Genomic DNA, 15,256 nt, shown 5'->3' on the forward strand with positions numbered 1-15,256 from the left:
GTTGCTCTCCGGTTCTTTCGTTGCGGCGTGCGGCTCATGCGGCGGCGTCCTCGATGCCGGTCTCGGCCTGCACCGCGCGCACGTCGAGCGCGGCCTTCGGCAGCGGATCGCGCGGGCGCGTTTCGAGCCAGAAGCGATACAGCGTGTTTCGCGCGGCGTCGAGCCGGTAGTCGCCGGTCGCGCGCATGTCCGTGAGCGGCGCGTAGTCGTCGCCGAGCGCGAGCATCGCGGCCTGCGCGGTCGCCTCGTGCCACTGCGCGTCGGCGAGCGCGGCCTCGGTGCGCGCCGCGCGCTTCGGGGTCGCGGCCATCCCGCCGAACGCGACGCGCGGCGCGCGGATCGCGTCGCCGTCCGCGACGAACGCGAACGCCGCGCAGACCGCCGAGATGTCGGAGTCGAAACGCTTCGACAGCTTGTAGGTGCGGAATCGCAGATTCGGCACGCGCACCGGCACCTTCACCGCGAGCACGAACTCGTGGTCGGCCATGTCCTTTTTCTGGTACTCGAGATACAGGTCTTCGAGCGGCAGTTCGCGCGTAACGTCGCCGCCGCGCAGCACGACGCGCGCGCCGAGCGCGATCAGCCCCGGCATCGAGTCGCCGATCGGCGAGCCGTTCGCGACGTTGCCGCCGAGCGTCCCCGCGTTGCGGATCGGCAGCGACGCGAAACGCTGCCCCATCTCGACCAGCTCCGGATAGTGCTTCGCCAGTTCCTCATACGCGCGCTCGACGCTGACCGCCGCGCCGATCTCGATCCACGCGTGATCGACGGCGATGCGCGTCATCGCGTCGATGCCGCCGACATACACGACGTCGCCAAGGTCGCGCATCTGCTTCGTGACCCACAGCCCGACGTCGGTGCTGCCGGCGACGATGCGCGTCGCCGGGCGTTCGGCCTTGAGCGCGGCGAGCGCGTCGACGGTGCGCGGCGCGTCGAAGCGGCGGCCGTCGTATTCGTAGCGGAACGTGTCGTCGCGCTCCAGCGCCGCGAGCGCGCGGGCGAGCGCCGCGACGTCGAGCGGGACTTTCGGCGCGGACGAAGCGAACATCTGCTCGGCCGCGTCGAGAATCGGCCGGTAGCCGGTGCAGCGGCACAGGTTGCCGGTCAGCGCGTTCGCGATCTCGTCGCGCGACGGCACCGTAGATGCGTGCGCGGCGCCTGCGCCTTGCTCGTGGCCGTGCTTCTCGTACAGCGCCCACATCGACATCACGAAACCCGGCGTGCAGAAGCCGCACTGCGAGCCGTGGCAGTCCACCATCGCCTGCTGGACCGGATGCAGCGAGCCATCCGGCTGGCGCAGGTCCTCGACGGTGAAGAGCGCCTTGCCGTCGAGCGTCGGCAGGAACTGGATGCACGCGTTGACGGCCTTGAACCGGACGCCGCCCTGCCCGTCGCGCTCGCCGACGACGACCGTGCACGCGCCGCAGTCGCCTTCCGCGCAGCCTTCCTTCGTGCCGGTGCAGCGCGCGTCCTCGCGCAGATACTGGAGGACGGTGCGGGTGACCGGCGCGTCGCTGACTTCGCGGATCGCATGGCGGTGATAGAAGCGGATCGGCTGGCTCATCGGATCGATCGGGTGATTCGTCGAGGGGGGCGGGCCGCACGGGCCACGCTCGGGGGATGGTTTGAAAGCTATCACCGCCAATATTCGCAACCCATAGGCGCACGAGCATGGCGGACATATCGGTACGGCGATATGTCCCGGCCCGCGCGCCCCCCGGTCGCGGGCGGCACCCGTTCATTTTGCACCGCGAACCGGCCAGCAAGAAGGCCGGAGGCGGCCGGCGAAAAATCGCGGAAAACGGCCGCCCCGCCTTTCGTTCCCGTAAGCCGCTTCTTTGGTGACTGCAGAAGAACCGGTTCCATGGGAAAATCACGCTTTTCCGCCGTCTTCAACCCGCATTTCCCCCATGTCCGCCGACCTCGCGCCGCCGCGCAGCGAATTCGCGACGACCCTGCAGATCATTCCGGTCGTCTTTTTCACGTTCCTCTGCTACCTCGCCATCGGCATCCCGCTCGCGGTGCTGCCCGGTTATGTGCACGGCGATCTCGGCTTCAGCACGGTCGTCGCCGGCGCGGCGATCAGCGTGCAGTACCTCGCGACGCTTGCGTCGCGCGCGCTCGCGGGCCGCTCGGCCGACACGCTCGGCCCGAAAAAAACCGTGACGATCGGGCTGATCGGCTGCGGCGTCAGCGGCACGCTGCTGCTGCTCGCGACGCTCGCCGGCCACTGGCCGTCGCTGAGCCTCGGGCTGCTGGTGGTGAGCCGGCTCGTGCTCGGTTTCGGCGAGAGCCTGTGCGGCACCGGCGCGATCCTGTGGGGGATCGGCCGCGTCGGCACGGCGAACAACGCGCGCGTGATCTCGTGGAACGGCATCGCGACCTACGGCGCGCTCGCGATCGGCGCGCCGCTCGGCGTCGAGCTGGCGCGCTTCTGCGGCTTCTGGATTCTCGGCGTCACGGTGATCGCGCTCGCCGCGCTCGGCTACTGGCTCGCGCGGCCGATCGCGGCGGTGCCGGTGGTGCACGGCGAGCGGATGTCGTACCGCAGCGTGTTCACGCGCGTCCTGCCGCACGGCATCGGCCTCGCGCTCGGGTCGGCCGGCTTCGGCTCGATCGCGACGTTCATCACGCTGTTCTACGCGGCGAAGCACTGGCCGAACGCGGCGCTGTCGCTGACGGTGTTCGGCACGATGTTCATCGGCGCGCGGCTGCTGTTCGCGAACACGATCCGCAAGTACGGCGGCTTCCGCGTCGCGATCGCGTCGTTCTCCTGCGAATGCGCGGGCCTGCTGCTGCTGTGGCTCGCGCCGGCGCCGCAGGTCGCGCTCGCGGGCGCGGCGCTGACCGGCTTCGGCTTCGCGCTGGTGTTCCCGGCGCTCGGCGTCGAGGCGGTCGGCCTCGTGCCGCCGGCGAGCCGCGGCGCGGCGCTGTCCGCGTACTCGGTGTTCCTCGACCTGTCGCTCGGCATCACCGGGCCGCTCGCCGGGTTCGTCGCGAACCTGTTCGGCTACGGCTCGGTGTTCCTGTTCGCGGCGCTCGCGGCGGCGGCGGCGGTCGCGCTGTCGGTCGCGCTGTACCGGCGCAGCGTGCGAACCGGCGGCGCACGGACCGCCGGTTAGACACGCCGCACCGATCGTTGCAGCAGCAAGGATTCGCCGCGAAACCGTTGCGCGAGGGCGGAAAACGGTTTCACCGCGACGCGCCGCTCGCGGCCGCCTCGATGCGGCCGGCCGGGCCGATTGACGGAGTTAACAAAGTTAACATCGACGGTCAACAACCGCCCGTCGCCGGATTTACGTTTTCTTTTTCCGGACCCGAAAGGCATAAAAAAAATCAAATAGTCACGTTGCCAATATTTTTCGCGCGATGACTGCCGGATATGAAAAACTTCCGCCTTCTTTTTTTATCCGGGTTTAACTCTCCGCATGCGAAATTACGGCATCCGGACGATTCCCGCCGAAGGCCACCCCACAGGGCCGCCCACAGCCCGTTACGGGATAAATCCGCGCTGGCGCCCGAACAGTCAAAATCGAATTGTGACAGTCACGCCGATAAGCGGATTCATCATTTGAGTCGTCGTGCATTCGCGATTGCTGTAGCCATTTAAAAAGGATGGGTTTTTTGCCCGGAAGTTGTTATTTTCTCTGACAGTCAATATGATTTTCCTGCTTATTCAGCAATCGGAGGTCCGACGGGACATTCGCCCGCACACCACCGCGCCGTTCGTGTAGTTGCAACGCCCCTTCACCGGTCCATGTACCTTGCATACGAGGCGAACTTCGATGAACCAGATACATGCCATGCGCGTGTTCGTCCGGGTGGCGGAAAGCCAGAGCTTTCGCCGTGCCGCGCAGCAGCTCGACGTGTCGAACGCGCTCGTCACGCGCGCGATCGCCACGCTCGAAGCCCATCTGCACACCCGGCTCATCAACCGGACGACGCGCAACGTGTCGCTCACCGACGCCGGCCTGCGTTATCTCGAAGGCTGCCGCAGCGTGCTCGAAGAACTCGACCATCTCGAACATGCGGTCCTGCACACCGAGCACGAGCCGAGCGGCACGCTGCGCGTCGTCGCGTCCGGCGCGCTGTCGCTGCCGACCTTGACGCCGCTGATCGACGGCTACCGGCGGCTCTATCCGCGCGTGCACGTGCGGCTCACCGTGGACGCGCGCAACGTCGATCTGCTCGAAGACGGCTACGACGTCGGCATCCTCACCGCCTCGCCGGCGCCGGGCAGCGAGCTGATCACGCGCACGCTCGGCACCTCGGCGTTCGTGCCGTGCGCCGCGCCGTCGTGGCTGGAGGAACACGGAGAGCCCGGCACGCCGGAGCAATTGACGCTGCACGCGGCGATTTCGCTGCCGCCGGACCAGCACAGCGCGACGTGGCGCTTCGCGCGGGCCGGCGAGCACGCGCAGCCGGTCACGCTGCAACCCGCGTATGCTGTGAACAGCATGCTGATGGTGCGGCTCGCCGCGCTGGCCGGGATGGGCGTCGCGATCGTGCCCGCGCCGCTCGTCGCCGACGACTTCGCGGCCGGCACGTTGCAGCGTCTGTTGCCCGACTACGAGATCGACGACCCGGACGCGCGGCTGTCGATCGTCTATCCGGGCCGCCAGCATCTGCCGGCGAAAACGCGCCGTTTCGTCGATTACGCGGTCGAGCACTTCGCGAACGGCCGCCCGCCGGCGGCGCCCTGTCCGCTTGCCGCGAATGCCGGCGCCGCGCTGCGCGCGGTCGGCGGGCCATGACCTGAAACCAGCCGACGCCCGGTACGCACGGCCGAGACGGCGGCGCACCGGAGCGCAACGATGCGGATCGACCTGTTCAGCAGCCGCCAGTACGACGTCGACACGTTCAACGAAGCGAACGCGTCGTTCGGCTTCGATCTGCACTTCCACGACACGCGGCTCGACCCCGACACCGCGATCCTCGCGCGCGGCGCGGACGCGGTCTGCCCGTTCGTCAACGACACGGTGGACGCGGCGGTGCTGCAACAGTTGCAGACGCTCGGCGTGCGGCTCGTCGCGCTGCGCTCGGCCGGCTTCAATCACGTCGATCTCGCGGCGGCCGCGCGGCACGCGCTGCCGGTCGTGCGCGTGCCGGCGTATTCCCCGCACGCGATCGCCGAGCACGCGGCCGGCATGATCCTCGCGCTGAACCGGCGGCTGCCGCGTGCGGTGGCGCGCACGCGCGAAGGCGACTTCTCGCTGCAAGGGCTGCTCGGCTTCGACCTGTTCGGGCGCACGGTCGGCGTGGTCGGCACCGGGATGATCGGCAGGACCTTCGCGCGGATCATGGCGGGTTTCGGCATGCGCGTGCTCGCGTTCGATCCGGGCACGCCGGACGCCGGACTGATCGCGCTCGGCGTGCAGTACGTGCCGCTCGACACGCTGCTCGCGGAGTCCGACATCGTGAGCCTGCATTGCCCGCTGGTGCCGGCCACGCACCACCTGATCGACGCGGACGCGCTCGCGCGGATGAAGCGCGGCGCGATGCTGATCAACACCGGGCGCGGCGGGCTCGTCGAGAGCAATGCGCTGATCGGCGCGCTGAAGACCGGCCAGCTAGGGCATCTGGGGCTCGACGTGTACGAGGAGGAAGGCGGCCTCTTCTTCGAGGATCACTCGGATCTGCCGCTGCAGGACGACGTGCTCGCGCGGCTGCTGATGTTCCCGAACGTGATCGTCACCGCGCACCAGGCGTTCTTCACGCGCGAGGCGATGAACGAGATCGCGCGCACGACGCTTGGCAACGTCGCCGCGTGGCGCGACGGCGCGACGCGCAACGCGGTTCAGTTGCCGGAATGACGCGGCAGCGCGTCGGGGCCGAGGCCCGCGCCGGCGTCGGCGCCGTATTCGGGCATCAGCGCCACGCCGCACAGTTCGCGCAGCAGCGGCGCCTCGCGCTCGTGCGCCTCGACCGGCAGCCACAACGCGCCCGCATACGCGAGATAACGCGCGCGATGCTGGCCGTTGCGGAACGCAACGACCCCTTCGTGCGCCAGCCCGAACCAGCCCGCAATGCTCGCGACGCGACGCCGGCTGACGGTCACGTACGGCATCTGCGGGATCCGCTCGTTCGACGGATCGAGGAATTCGCGGATGCCGCGCACCTTGCCCGCATGCCATTCGTCAACCGGCTTCAGCACGTAGTCGGTGTCGTCGCGGTCCGCGCATTGCAGCAGCCTGCGCACGTCGACGACCACGACCTCGTGGCGCGCGCCCTCGTCCGCGAACACGCGCGCGAGACGCACGTGGTCGTACCCGGCATGGGCGGGCAACGGCACGATCCACAACGATCCGGACGACGGATCGCCATTCGGCAGGACGCTCGGGACAGACGACGGCATGGACAGAAAGGGGCTCCGGAGAAAGGCGGGATCGAGGATCGACGCCGAAAAGCGGCCTAAGCTACGGTTCATTTGTGAATGCCCCATGACGACGAACGGTTCCATTCATCGCGGGTAGCATGCCGCGTGCCGACCGTGGCCATGGCGCGCGGCGCAGGAGACTAACACATGATGACCGAAAGCTGGGGCTAGCACGAGCGCATCGAGCCGGACGGCCGCGTCGCGACGATCGTGCTCGACCGGCCCACGCGCCGCAACGCGCTCGACGCTCCGGCGGCGCACGCGCTCACCGACGCGTTCGCGCGCTTCGAAGCGAAGCCCGACGGGCATGTGGCCGTGCTGTTCGGTGCGGGGGCGGACACTTCTGCGCGGGCGCGGACCTGAGCGCGGACGGCGACGACGAGCGGCGCAACGACCTGAGCGCGGACGACCCCGGCGCGCTCGGCCCGACGCGGATGACGCTGACGAAACCGACGATCGCGGCGGTGTCCGGATATGCGGTCGCGGGCGGCCTCGAACTCGCGCTGATGTGCGACCCGCGCGTCGTCGACGAAGATGCGGTGCCCGGCGTGTTCCGCCGGCGCATCGGGATTCCGCTGATCGACGGCGGCGCCGTGCGGCTGCCGCGGCTGATCGGGCTGTCGCGCGCGCTCGACCTGATCCTGACCGGACGCGCGGTCGATGCGCGCGACGCGCGGTCGTTCGGCCTCGCGAACCGCATCGTGCCGCGCGGCGGCCGAGGCGCTCGCCGCGCAACTGGCCGCGTTCCCGCGGGCCGCTCGGCGCTGGAGCCCAGCCTGCTCGACGAGCTTGCGGACGCGCTGCGGCGCGAAGGCGAAAGCGGTTATCGCGCGGTGCTCGACGAAGGGCTCGCGGGCGCGGCGCATTTCGCGGAAGGCGCGGGACGGCACGGCGGATCGATCGAACGAAGCGGATCGAACGACGGTCCGGCGGACTGACGGGGCGGCGGGGCGGCGGCGGGCGTGCTCGATCCGCTGGTTTGCTGCGCTGCCCGCGAATCGCCCGATGCGTCGCTCGATGCGTTGCTCGATGCGTTGCCCGATACGTCGCTCGATACGTTGCCCGATGCGTTGCTCGATACGTTGCCCGATGCGTTGCCCGATGCGTTGCTCGATACGTTGCTCGATACGTTGCTCGATACGTTGCTTGATACGTTGCTTGATACGTTGCTTGATACGTTGCTTGATACGTTGCTTGATACGTCATCCTCCCTAATCAACCCGAACGCCCGCCCGTGTATCCCGGAAAAGCAACAGTGCCGGTCGCGCCGAGCGGCCGCATGGCGCGTTCGGTACAATCCCTAACCGCATCGCCGCCCGCCGCCGTGCGCGAACCGCGCGCCGTCCGACGCGCGGACCCTTCTCCGACGCGTCGCCCATCATGCCTCTGCCCCTGCTTGCCCTTGCCGTTGCCGCGTTCGGTATCGGTACCACCGAGTTCGTCATCATGGGGCTGTTGCCCGACGTCGCGCGCGACCTCGCGGTGTCGATCCCGGCGGCCGGGATGCTGGTGTCCGCGTATGCGCTCGGCGTGACGATCGGCGCGCCGATCGTCGCGATCGCGGTGGCGAACATGCCGCGCAAGCAGGCGCTGATGCGGCTCGTCGGCATCTTCATCATCGGCAACCTGCTGTGCGCGCTCGCGCCGAACTATGCCGTTCTGATGGCCGCGCGCATCGTCACCGCGTTCTGTCACGGCGCGTTCTTCGGGATCGGCTCGGTGGTCGCGGCGGGGCTCGTCGCGCCGAACCGCCGTGCGCAGGCGATCGCGCTGATGTTCACCGGCCTCACCCTCGCGAACGTGCTCGGCGTGCCGCTCGGCACCGCGCTCGGACAGCTCGCCGGCTGGCGCGCGACGTTCTGGGCGGTGACGGTGATCGGCCTGCTGGCGGCCGGCGCGCTCGCCGCGTTCCTGCCGTCGAACATCGAGATGCAGAAGGCGAGCCTCGTGCGCGAATTCGGCGTGTTGAAGAACCCGCAGGTGCTCGCGGTGCTCGGCGCGAGCGCGCTCGCGTCCGCGAGCCTCTTTTCGGTATTCACCTACATCACGCCGATCCTCGAAGACGTGACCGGCTTCTCGCCGCACGCGGTCACGCTCGTGCTGCTGCTGTTCGGACTCGGGTTGACGGTCGGCAGCACGCTCGGCGGCCGGCTCGCGGACTGGCGGCTGATGCCGTCGCTGCTCGGTTTCCTGTTCGCGATCGGCGTGATCCTCGCCGTGTTCGCGGCCGCGATGCATCAGCCGGCCGCCGCGATGGCGACGATCTTCGTGTGGGGCATCCTCGCGTTCGCGATCGTGCCGCCGTTGCAGATGCTGGTCGTCGATCGCGCGAGCGACGCGCCGAACCTCGCATCGACGCTGAACCAGGGTGCGTTCAACCTCGGCAACGCGGGCGGCGCGTGGCTCGGCGGCGTCGCGATCGGCGCGGGCGCGCCGCTCACCACGCTGCCGTGGGTCGGGCTGGCGATGGCGGTCGCGTCGTTCGCGCTGACGCTCGTGTCCGCGTCGATGGAAAAACGCGCGCGGCAGCGGATGGGGGTCGGGGAAAGTACGTCGTGTGTGTGATGCGGCGGTAAGGGCGGTTGACGTGCGCTGCCGCTGGTCGGTGCGGCCGGCGTTCGGAGCCGCCTGGGCCGCGTCGCGGCGATGGCGGCCTGCGCGATCGCATTGCCATGGCTGTCGCTGTCCGCACGTCGGGCGTCATAACCCGCCGGGTTGAATCCATCGCGTGCGCCCAGCCGCGGCACCCGAAACGCGGCCGCGGACCACATGGCGTCCGCGCCGGAAGCACGGCACACTCCCCGCCCCGACACCGCCCGCGCCGCTGCCGCCCCCGGCGGGCCGATCCCCTCACCCGTAGTAGCATCTCGCCCGATGAAGGCCATCCTGTCCCGCGATTTTCTCGCGCTGATCCTGAGCGTCGCCGTCGTCGGCCTCGGGTCCGGCGCCACGCTTCCCCTTACCGCACTCGCGTTGTCCGAAGCCGGCCACGGCGCCGGCATCGTCGGGCTGCTCACCGCCGCGCAGGCCGGCGGCGGCCTCGTCGTCGTGCCGCTCGCCGCGTGGATCGCGGCGCGCTTCGGCCACCGCCGCGTGATCGCCAGCTCGGTCGTCGCGGTCGCCGCCGCGACCGCGCTGATGCAGGCCGGCACCAACCTGTGGGTCTGGGCAGCGCTGCGGATCGTCTGCGGCGCCGCGCTGATGCTGCTGTTCACGATCGGCGAGGCGTGGGTCAACGAACTCGCGAACGACGCGAGCCGCGGCCGCGTCGTCGCGGTTTATGCGACCACCTTCACGCTGTTCCAGATGGCCGGCCCGGTGCTGGTGAACCGGATCGCGGATTTCACCGGATGGCGCTTCGCGATCTGCGGCGCGATCTTCGTGGCCGCGCTGCCGGTGCTCGCCGCGATCCGCACGACGCCGCACGCCGCCGCCGCGCACGGTCCGCACGGCGGCTGGCGCGCGGTGCTGCCGAAGATGCCCGCGCTCGTGATCGCGACCGGCTTCTTCGCGCTGTTCGACACGCTCGCGCTGTCATTGCTGCCGCTGTTCGCGATCGGCCACGGGATTCGCGCGGACGTCGCGGTGCTGTTCGCGTCGGCGGTGCTGTTCGGCGACACGGTGATGCAGGTGCCGATCGGCTGGCTCGCGGACCGTCTCGGCCGCGCCCGCGTGCATGCGGGCGCGGGGGTCGTCGTCGCGGCGCTGCTGCCGTTGCTGCCGTTCGCGATGGCGACGCAGTGGCTGTACTGGCCGGTGCTGCTCGCGCTCGGCGCGGCGGCCGGCTCGATCTACACGCTCGCGATCGTCGCGTGCGGCGAGCGGTTCGAAGGCGTCGCGCTGGTGTCCGCGAGCGCGCTCGTCAGCGCGTCGTGGAGCGCGGCGAGCTTCGGCGGCCCGCTCGTCGCGGGCGCGCTGATGGAGCGCGCGGGCGCGGACTCGATGCTGTGGGTGCTGCTCGCGGCGGTGCTCGCGTTTCTCGTCGCGCTGCGCTGGGAGAACGCGCGCGGACATAAGAGCCACGACACGCAGCGGGCGAAGGAGACAGTCCGCCGCAGCGTCACGCCACGCTGAAGCTTCGCGCGCCGCAGCCGCCATGAAAAAAGCCGGCGTCCATCGAAGGACACCGGCTTCATCGACCGGTCAACCGGCCATACACGATCGAATCACTTCGCCGCCGGCAAAATCTTCCCGACGCACGTACCGAACCCGACCCGATAGCCGTCGCCCTGGCACCACCCGGCGAGCGTCAGCTCGTCGCCGTCCTCGATGAACGACCGCGCGCCGCCGCCGTTCAGTTCGAGCGGCTTCTTGCCGTTCCACGTCAGTTCGAGCAGGCTGCCGAACGAATCCTCCGTCGGCCCCGAGATCGTGCCCGAGCCCATCAGGTCGCCGACCCGCGTGTTGCAGCCGGACACCGTGTGATGCGCCAGTTGCTGCGCCATCGTCCAGTACATGTGGCGGAAATTCGTGCGCGCGATCGTCGTCGCTTCGTTCGCGCCTTCGGCGCGCAGCCGCACTTCGAGCGCGATGTCGAACGCGTGGTCGCCGTCGTGTCGCAGATACGCGAGCGGCTGCGGCTCCTGCGCCGGCTGCGCGACGCGGAACGGCTCCAGCGCGTCGAGCGTGACGATCCACGGCGAAATCGACGTCGCGAACGTCTTCGCGTTGAACGGCCCGAGCGGCACGTATTCCCACTGCTGGATGTCGCGCGCGCTCCAGTCGTTCAGCAGCACCATCCCGAAGATGTGATCCTCGGCGTGGGCGCACGCGACCGGCTCGCCGAGCGCGTTGCCGCGCCCGATGACGAAGCCGGTCTCCAGTTCGATGTCGAGCTTGCGGCATGCGCCGAACACCGGGCGCTCGTGGTCCGGCAGCTTCAGTTGCCCGTTCGGCCGCCGCACCGGCGTGCCGCTGACCACCACCGACGACGCCCGGCCGTTGTAGCCGATCGGCATCTCGGACCAGTTCGGCAGCAGCGCGTTCTTCGGATCGCGGAACATCGAGCCGACGTTGGTCGCGTGCTCCTTCGACGAATAGAAGTCGGTGTAGCCCGGAATCTCGACCGGCAGATGCAGCGTCGCATCCTTGAGCGCCACGAGCGCGCGTTCGCGCAGCGCCGCGTCGTCGCGCAGCGTCGCGGTATCGCGCGCGAGCAGCGCGCTCAGTTGCACGCGCACGCTGCGCCACGCAGCGCGGCCGAGCGCGATGAAACCGTTCAGCGCGGGCTGCGCGAACAGGTCGGCCGGCGCGCCGGCCGGCAGCGTCAGCAGGCCGGCGCCGGCGAGCGCGGACAGATCGACAACGAAGTCGCCGATCGCGACGCCGACGCGCGTAGCCGCATCGCGCGCGTCGCTGAACACGCCGAACGGCAGGTTCTGGATCGGGAAGTCGCCGTGCGGATCGTTCGCGCTGTCGATCCAGCTCTTGCGCGACGGATCGAGCGTCGCCTGAAGATCGCTCGGAAGGGTGCGGCTCATCGTTGCTCCGGGTTGAAGTGTTTCGCGAGGCCTTGCCAGCACTCGTAGTAGTTCGCCTGACGCTGCGGCGTTTCGAGCGCGAAACGCGTCGGCCGGATCAGCGTGCGCGTCTCGAACATGAACGCCATCGTGTTGTCGACCTTGTGCGGCTTCGTCGTGTCGGCGTTCGACGCCTTCTCGAAGGTGTCCGCGTCCGGCCCGTGGCCCGCCATGCAGTTGTGCAGGCTCGCGCCGCCCGGCACGAAACCCTCGGCCTTCGCGTCGTACGCGCCGTGCACGAGGCCCATGAATTCGCTCGCGACGTTGCGGTGGAACCAGGGCGGGCGGAACGTGTCCTCGGCCGCGAGCCAGCGCGGCGGGAAGATCACGAAGTCGATCGAATCGACGCCCGGCGTGTCGGTCGGCGCGTGCAGCACGAGGAAGATCGACGGGTCCGGGTGGTCGTAGCTGATCGAGCCGATCGTGTTGAAGCGGCGCAGGTCGTATTTGTACGGCGCGTAGTTGCCGTGCCACGCGACGACGTCGAGCGGCGAATGGCCGATGTCCGCGCGCCACAACTGGCCGTTCAGCTTGGTCACCAGTTCGAAATCGCCTTCGCGGTCCTCGTAGGCGGCGCGCGGCGTCAGGAAGTCGCGCGGATTCGCGAGGCCGTTCGAGCCGATCGGCCCGAGGTCCGGCAGCCGCAGCAGCGCACCGAAGTTCTCGCAGAGGTAGCCGCGCGCGTCGCCGTCCGGCAGATCGACCGCGAAGCGCACGCCGCGCGGAATCACGGCGATCTCGAACGGCTCGACGTCGAGCCGCCCCATCTCGGTCGCGATCGACAGCCGGCCGTGCTGCGGCACGATCAGCAGTTCGCCGTCGCTGTCGTAGAAGAAGCGGTCGACCATCGGCCGGTTCGCCGCGTACAGATGAATCGCGCAGCCGTTCATCGACGCGGCCGAGCCGTTGCCGGCCATCGTGACCCAGCCGTCGATGAAGTCGGTCGGCGCGGCCGGCATCGGCAGCGGGTTCCAGCGCAACTGGTTCGGCGGGGTCGGCGGCACGTCCGCGAAGTCGGCGACGAGCCGCATTGCGCCGCCGATCGTGCCGGACGCGAGCGGCGTGAACGGCTGATGCATCGCGCCCGGACGGATCCGGTACAGCCACGAGCGGCGGTTGTGCGAGCGCGGCGCGGTGAACGCGGTGCCCGAAAGCTGTTCCGCGTACAGGCCGTACGCGGCGCGCTGCGGCGAGTTGCGGCCTTCCGGCAGCGCGCCGGGCAGCGCCTCGGTCGCGAATTCGTTGGCGAAGCCGCTCAGGTAGCCGGCGTCGAGGGGGGGGCGCAAGGGTGCGTTCATCAGCGGAGTCTCCACGTTGCTGCGCCGGGCGCGGCGGGCGCGCCGCACGGCGGTCGTCGGGTCTGGCGCGGCCCGCGACGGGGCCGGCGCGCACGCCGTTCCGCCGCGCAGCCGCCGCGCGATTTACGAATGGTAAAACGAATTACGTATAGTGAAATTCCACGTAAACCCTGATCCGCTTTACTTCGCGCGGAACCGTGCCGATAACGATATGACCATTTAGTGCATGCCGGCGCGCCGCAGGCTGCTACCATCCTGTGATCGGCGCCCCCCGCCGCGAACCGCGTCCGGCATGGCCCACGCCGCCGCCCGCCGTCTTTCCGATCACGATGATTCCACCCACCATTCCCGAACTCGTCGCCCGCGCAGCCGAGCATCCGTTCCTCGGCGAGCACCTCGCGATGGGCACCGGCGCGCGCGCCGCACAGGCCGTCGCGCGGCGCGGCGGCATCGAACTGTGCAGCGCGTACGAGCCGATCTACGACGTGACCGTGCACGGCCTCGAACAGTCGCTGTCGGCGGAGCCCGCGAGCGCCGAGCGCTTCGGCGACGAACTCGGCTTCCAGGCGGTCACGCTGCGCGCGGACGGCCCGCAGGCGGTGCCGTGCGACCCGTTCGGCGACACGCTCGACGACCCGGAACTGGTCGCGCTCGACCGGATGGCGCGCGCGCTGCACGCGATCAACTTCCTCGGCGCGAAGCAGCACGGGCTGCTGTTCCTGCGCGTGCACGAACGGCTGCTGAAGAGCGTGAAGTACGACCACGGCCGGCACTTCTCGAATATCCTCGTGTCGTTCGGGCTGAACCCGGGGCGCATCGTGATCGAACTGCCGGCCGCCGCGGTCGCACACCGGACCTTCGTCGGCTACCTGACGAAGAGTTACCAGCGTTACGGCTTCAAGGTCGCCGGCAACCTGCCGAACGCCGGACAGATCCTGTCGGTGTCCGACATGGCGCGGCTCGACTTCGTGAAGATGGATGCGGGCATCGCGCTGCGCGACTCGATGGTGAAGCCGCTCGTCAGCTATGCGGCGCGGCTGCGCATCCCGCTGATCTTCAGCCGCGTCGCGGACGCCGCGCAGTTCGACCTGCTGCAACAGTACGACGTGCGGTTCGTGCAGGGGCCGCTGTTCGCCGCGCAGGACAAGATCGTCTGAACGGCTCGGGAATGTCCGTCCCGCAGTCGCGCGCCGGTTATCCGCCGGTTATCTGATCGCTCCCCGCCAGCCATCCGTCTGCCGACCGTCTGTCGCCCGCCCGCCGTGCGCAAAGCCGCAAGGCACCGCGCGAAAACCATCGCCGAAAACGATCCCGACACGCGCGGCTATCAAGAACGGACGCCCATCTGCCGTTAGCAAACGGAGTCGTCCACCCAAAACCTGAAACAAACGGGGATTCAGTTTGAGAACAACAATCAAGGCCGTCGTCGCGGCGGTCGCCTGCACGGCGGCGCTCGCGGGTTGCGTAGCCGATGGACGGGGCGGGCTCGCGTTCGACCCGAACCGCATCAATGCAACGGTCGCGGTCGGCGCACAGCCGGCCTACGAAGAGGTGTATCAGCCGATGCCGACCGACGTGTACGTGTCGACGATCGTCGATCGCGACGTGGTCGTCGTGGGCGGCAACACGTATCTGTGGGTCACCGGCCCGGACGGCGTGCGCCGCCGCGAGTTCTATGCGCACGGCGACCACCGCGCGGAGGTGTTCCATCGCCGCGAGGAACTGCATTCGGTGATGGCGCATCACGGCGGCCGTCTGCCCGACCGTCCGATCGGCCGCCCGGGCGGTCCGGAACATCCGTTCGCGGGCGGCCCCGGCCATCCGGGCGGTCCCGAGCATCCGTTCGGCGCACCGGGCCATCCGGGCGCGGGCGGCCCCGAGCACGGCGAGCGCAACGACCACGCGTTCGCGGGCGCGCCGAACCGTCCGATGCCCGGCGGCCCCGGCCCCGGTCATGCACCGGCGCCGAACCGTCCCGAGCACGCGTCGAAACCCGAGCACAAGGACAAGAAGTCGTAACTCGACGGGAAAGCCGCCGCAACCGGACGGCGGCGGGCGGCAAC

12 protein-coding genes and 1 pseudogene are annotated in these 15,256 nt (G+C 69.5%); 9 read left to right on the forward strand and 4 right to left on the reverse strand.

The genetic code is table 11. The features are described 5' to 3' along the window. Positions 1 to 34 precede the first annotated feature (34 nt). Positions 35 to 1,564, reverse strand: a complete 1,530-nt coding sequence (gene xdhA / locus BLV92_RS14680; protein ID WP_090546038.1) for a xanthine dehydrogenase small subunit — start codon at positions 1,562 to 1,564, stop codon at positions 35 to 37. A gap of 346 nt (positions 1,565 to 1,910) precedes the next feature. Between xdhA and BLV92_RS14685 the strand changes: the two genes are divergently transcribed. The 3 genes from BLV92_RS14685 to BLV92_RS14695 all read left to right on the forward strand — a co-directional run bounded on the left by BLV92_RS14685 (position 1,911) and on the right by BLV92_RS14695 (position 5,813). After that, positions 1,911 to 3,122 (forward strand): MFS transporter, encoded by a 1,212-nt coding sequence (locus BLV92_RS14685; protein ID WP_090546042.1) that lies wholly within the window; start codon positions 1,911 to 1,913, stop codon positions 3,120 to 3,122. Between the two features lie 663 nt (positions 3,123 to 3,785). Then, positions 3,786 to 4,754, forward strand: a complete 969-nt coding sequence (locus BLV92_RS14690; protein WP_090546044.1) for a LysR family transcriptional regulator — start codon at positions 3,786 to 3,788, stop codon at positions 4,752 to 4,754. 60 nt (positions 4,755 to 4,814) lie between these two features. After that, a complete protein-coding gene (locus tag BLV92_RS14695) occupies positions 4,815 to 5,813 on the forward strand; it encodes a 2-hydroxyacid dehydrogenase (RefSeq protein ID WP_090546046.1) in 999 nt (332 codons plus the stop codon). Here the strand turns inward: BLV92_RS14695 and BLV92_RS14700 are convergent. After that, positions 5,798 to 6,355 carry a plasmid fertility inhibition factor family protein gene (locus tag BLV92_RS14700; protein WP_243842533.1) on the reverse strand — a complete coding sequence of 186 codons (558 nt, stop codon included), beginning with the start codon at positions 6,353 to 6,355 and terminating at the stop codon, positions 5,798 to 5,800. The two genes, BLV92_RS14695 and BLV92_RS14700, sit on opposite strands and share 16 nt — an antisense overlap. A 201-nt stretch (positions 6,356 to 6,556) precedes the next feature. Between BLV92_RS14700 and BLV92_RS14705 the strand changes: the two are divergent. The 4 genes and pseudogenes from BLV92_RS14705 to BLV92_RS14720 all read left to right on the forward strand — a co-directional run bounded on the left by BLV92_RS14705 (position 6,557) and on the right by BLV92_RS14720 (position 10,450). Continuing rightward, positions 6,557 to 7,314, forward strand: a pseudogene (locus BLV92_RS14705) (crotonase/enoyl-CoA hydratase family protein). 24 nt (positions 7,315 to 7,338) lie between these two features. Next, complete coding sequence (locus BLV92_RS14710) at positions 7,339 to 7,680, forward strand: hypothetical protein (protein WP_143040685.1); 342 nt, start codon at positions 7,339 to 7,341, stop codon at positions 7,678 to 7,680. A gap of 76 nt (positions 7,681 to 7,756) precedes the next feature. After that, positions 7,757 to 8,941, forward strand: a complete 1,185-nt coding sequence (locus BLV92_RS14715; RefSeq protein ID WP_090546050.1) for an MFS transporter — start codon at positions 7,757 to 7,759, stop codon at positions 8,939 to 8,941. Between the two features lie 309 nt (positions 8,942 to 9,250). Continuing rightward, positions 9,251 to 10,450, forward strand: a complete 1,200-nt coding sequence (locus BLV92_RS14720) for an MFS transporter (protein ID WP_090546052.1) — start codon at positions 9,251 to 9,253, stop codon at positions 10,448 to 10,450. A gap of 92 nt (positions 10,451 to 10,542) precedes the next feature. Here the strand turns inward: BLV92_RS14720 and fahA are convergent, their stop codons facing one another. Next, the gene (gene fahA / locus BLV92_RS14725) at positions 10,543 to 11,856 is read right to left on the reverse strand and encodes a fumarylacetoacetase (protein ID WP_167627065.1); all 1,314 of its coding nucleotides are present in this window, start codon (positions 11,854 to 11,856) and stop codon (positions 10,543 to 10,545) included. Next, a complete protein-coding gene (gene hmgA, locus BLV92_RS14730; protein WP_090546056.1) occupies positions 11,853 to 13,193 on the reverse strand; it encodes a homogentisate 1,2-dioxygenase in 1,341 nt (446 codons plus the stop codon). Before hmgA ends, fahA begins: the two co-directional genes overlap by 4 nt. 329 nt (positions 13,194 to 13,522) lie before the next feature. Here hmgA and BLV92_RS14735 point away from each other — a divergent pair, with 329 nt between their 5' ends. Beyond that, positions 13,523 to 14,350 (forward strand): EAL domain-containing protein, encoded by an 828-nt coding sequence (locus BLV92_RS14735; protein WP_090547108.1) that lies wholly within the window; start codon positions 13,523 to 13,525, stop codon positions 14,348 to 14,350. A gap of 244 nt (positions 14,351 to 14,594) precedes the next feature. Next, positions 14,595 to 15,212: a hypothetical protein gene (locus tag BLV92_RS14740; RefSeq protein ID WP_134168197.1), complete on the forward strand. Its 618-nt coding sequence runs from the start codon at positions 14,595 to 14,597 to the stop codon at positions 15,210 to 15,212. Positions 15,213 to 15,256: the final 44 nt, after the last annotated feature.

Source organism: Paraburkholderia caballeronis (assembly GCF_900104845.1).
Classification (GTDB): domain Bacteria; phylum Pseudomonadota; class Gammaproteobacteria; order Burkholderiales; family Burkholderiaceae; genus Paraburkholderia; species Paraburkholderia caballeronis.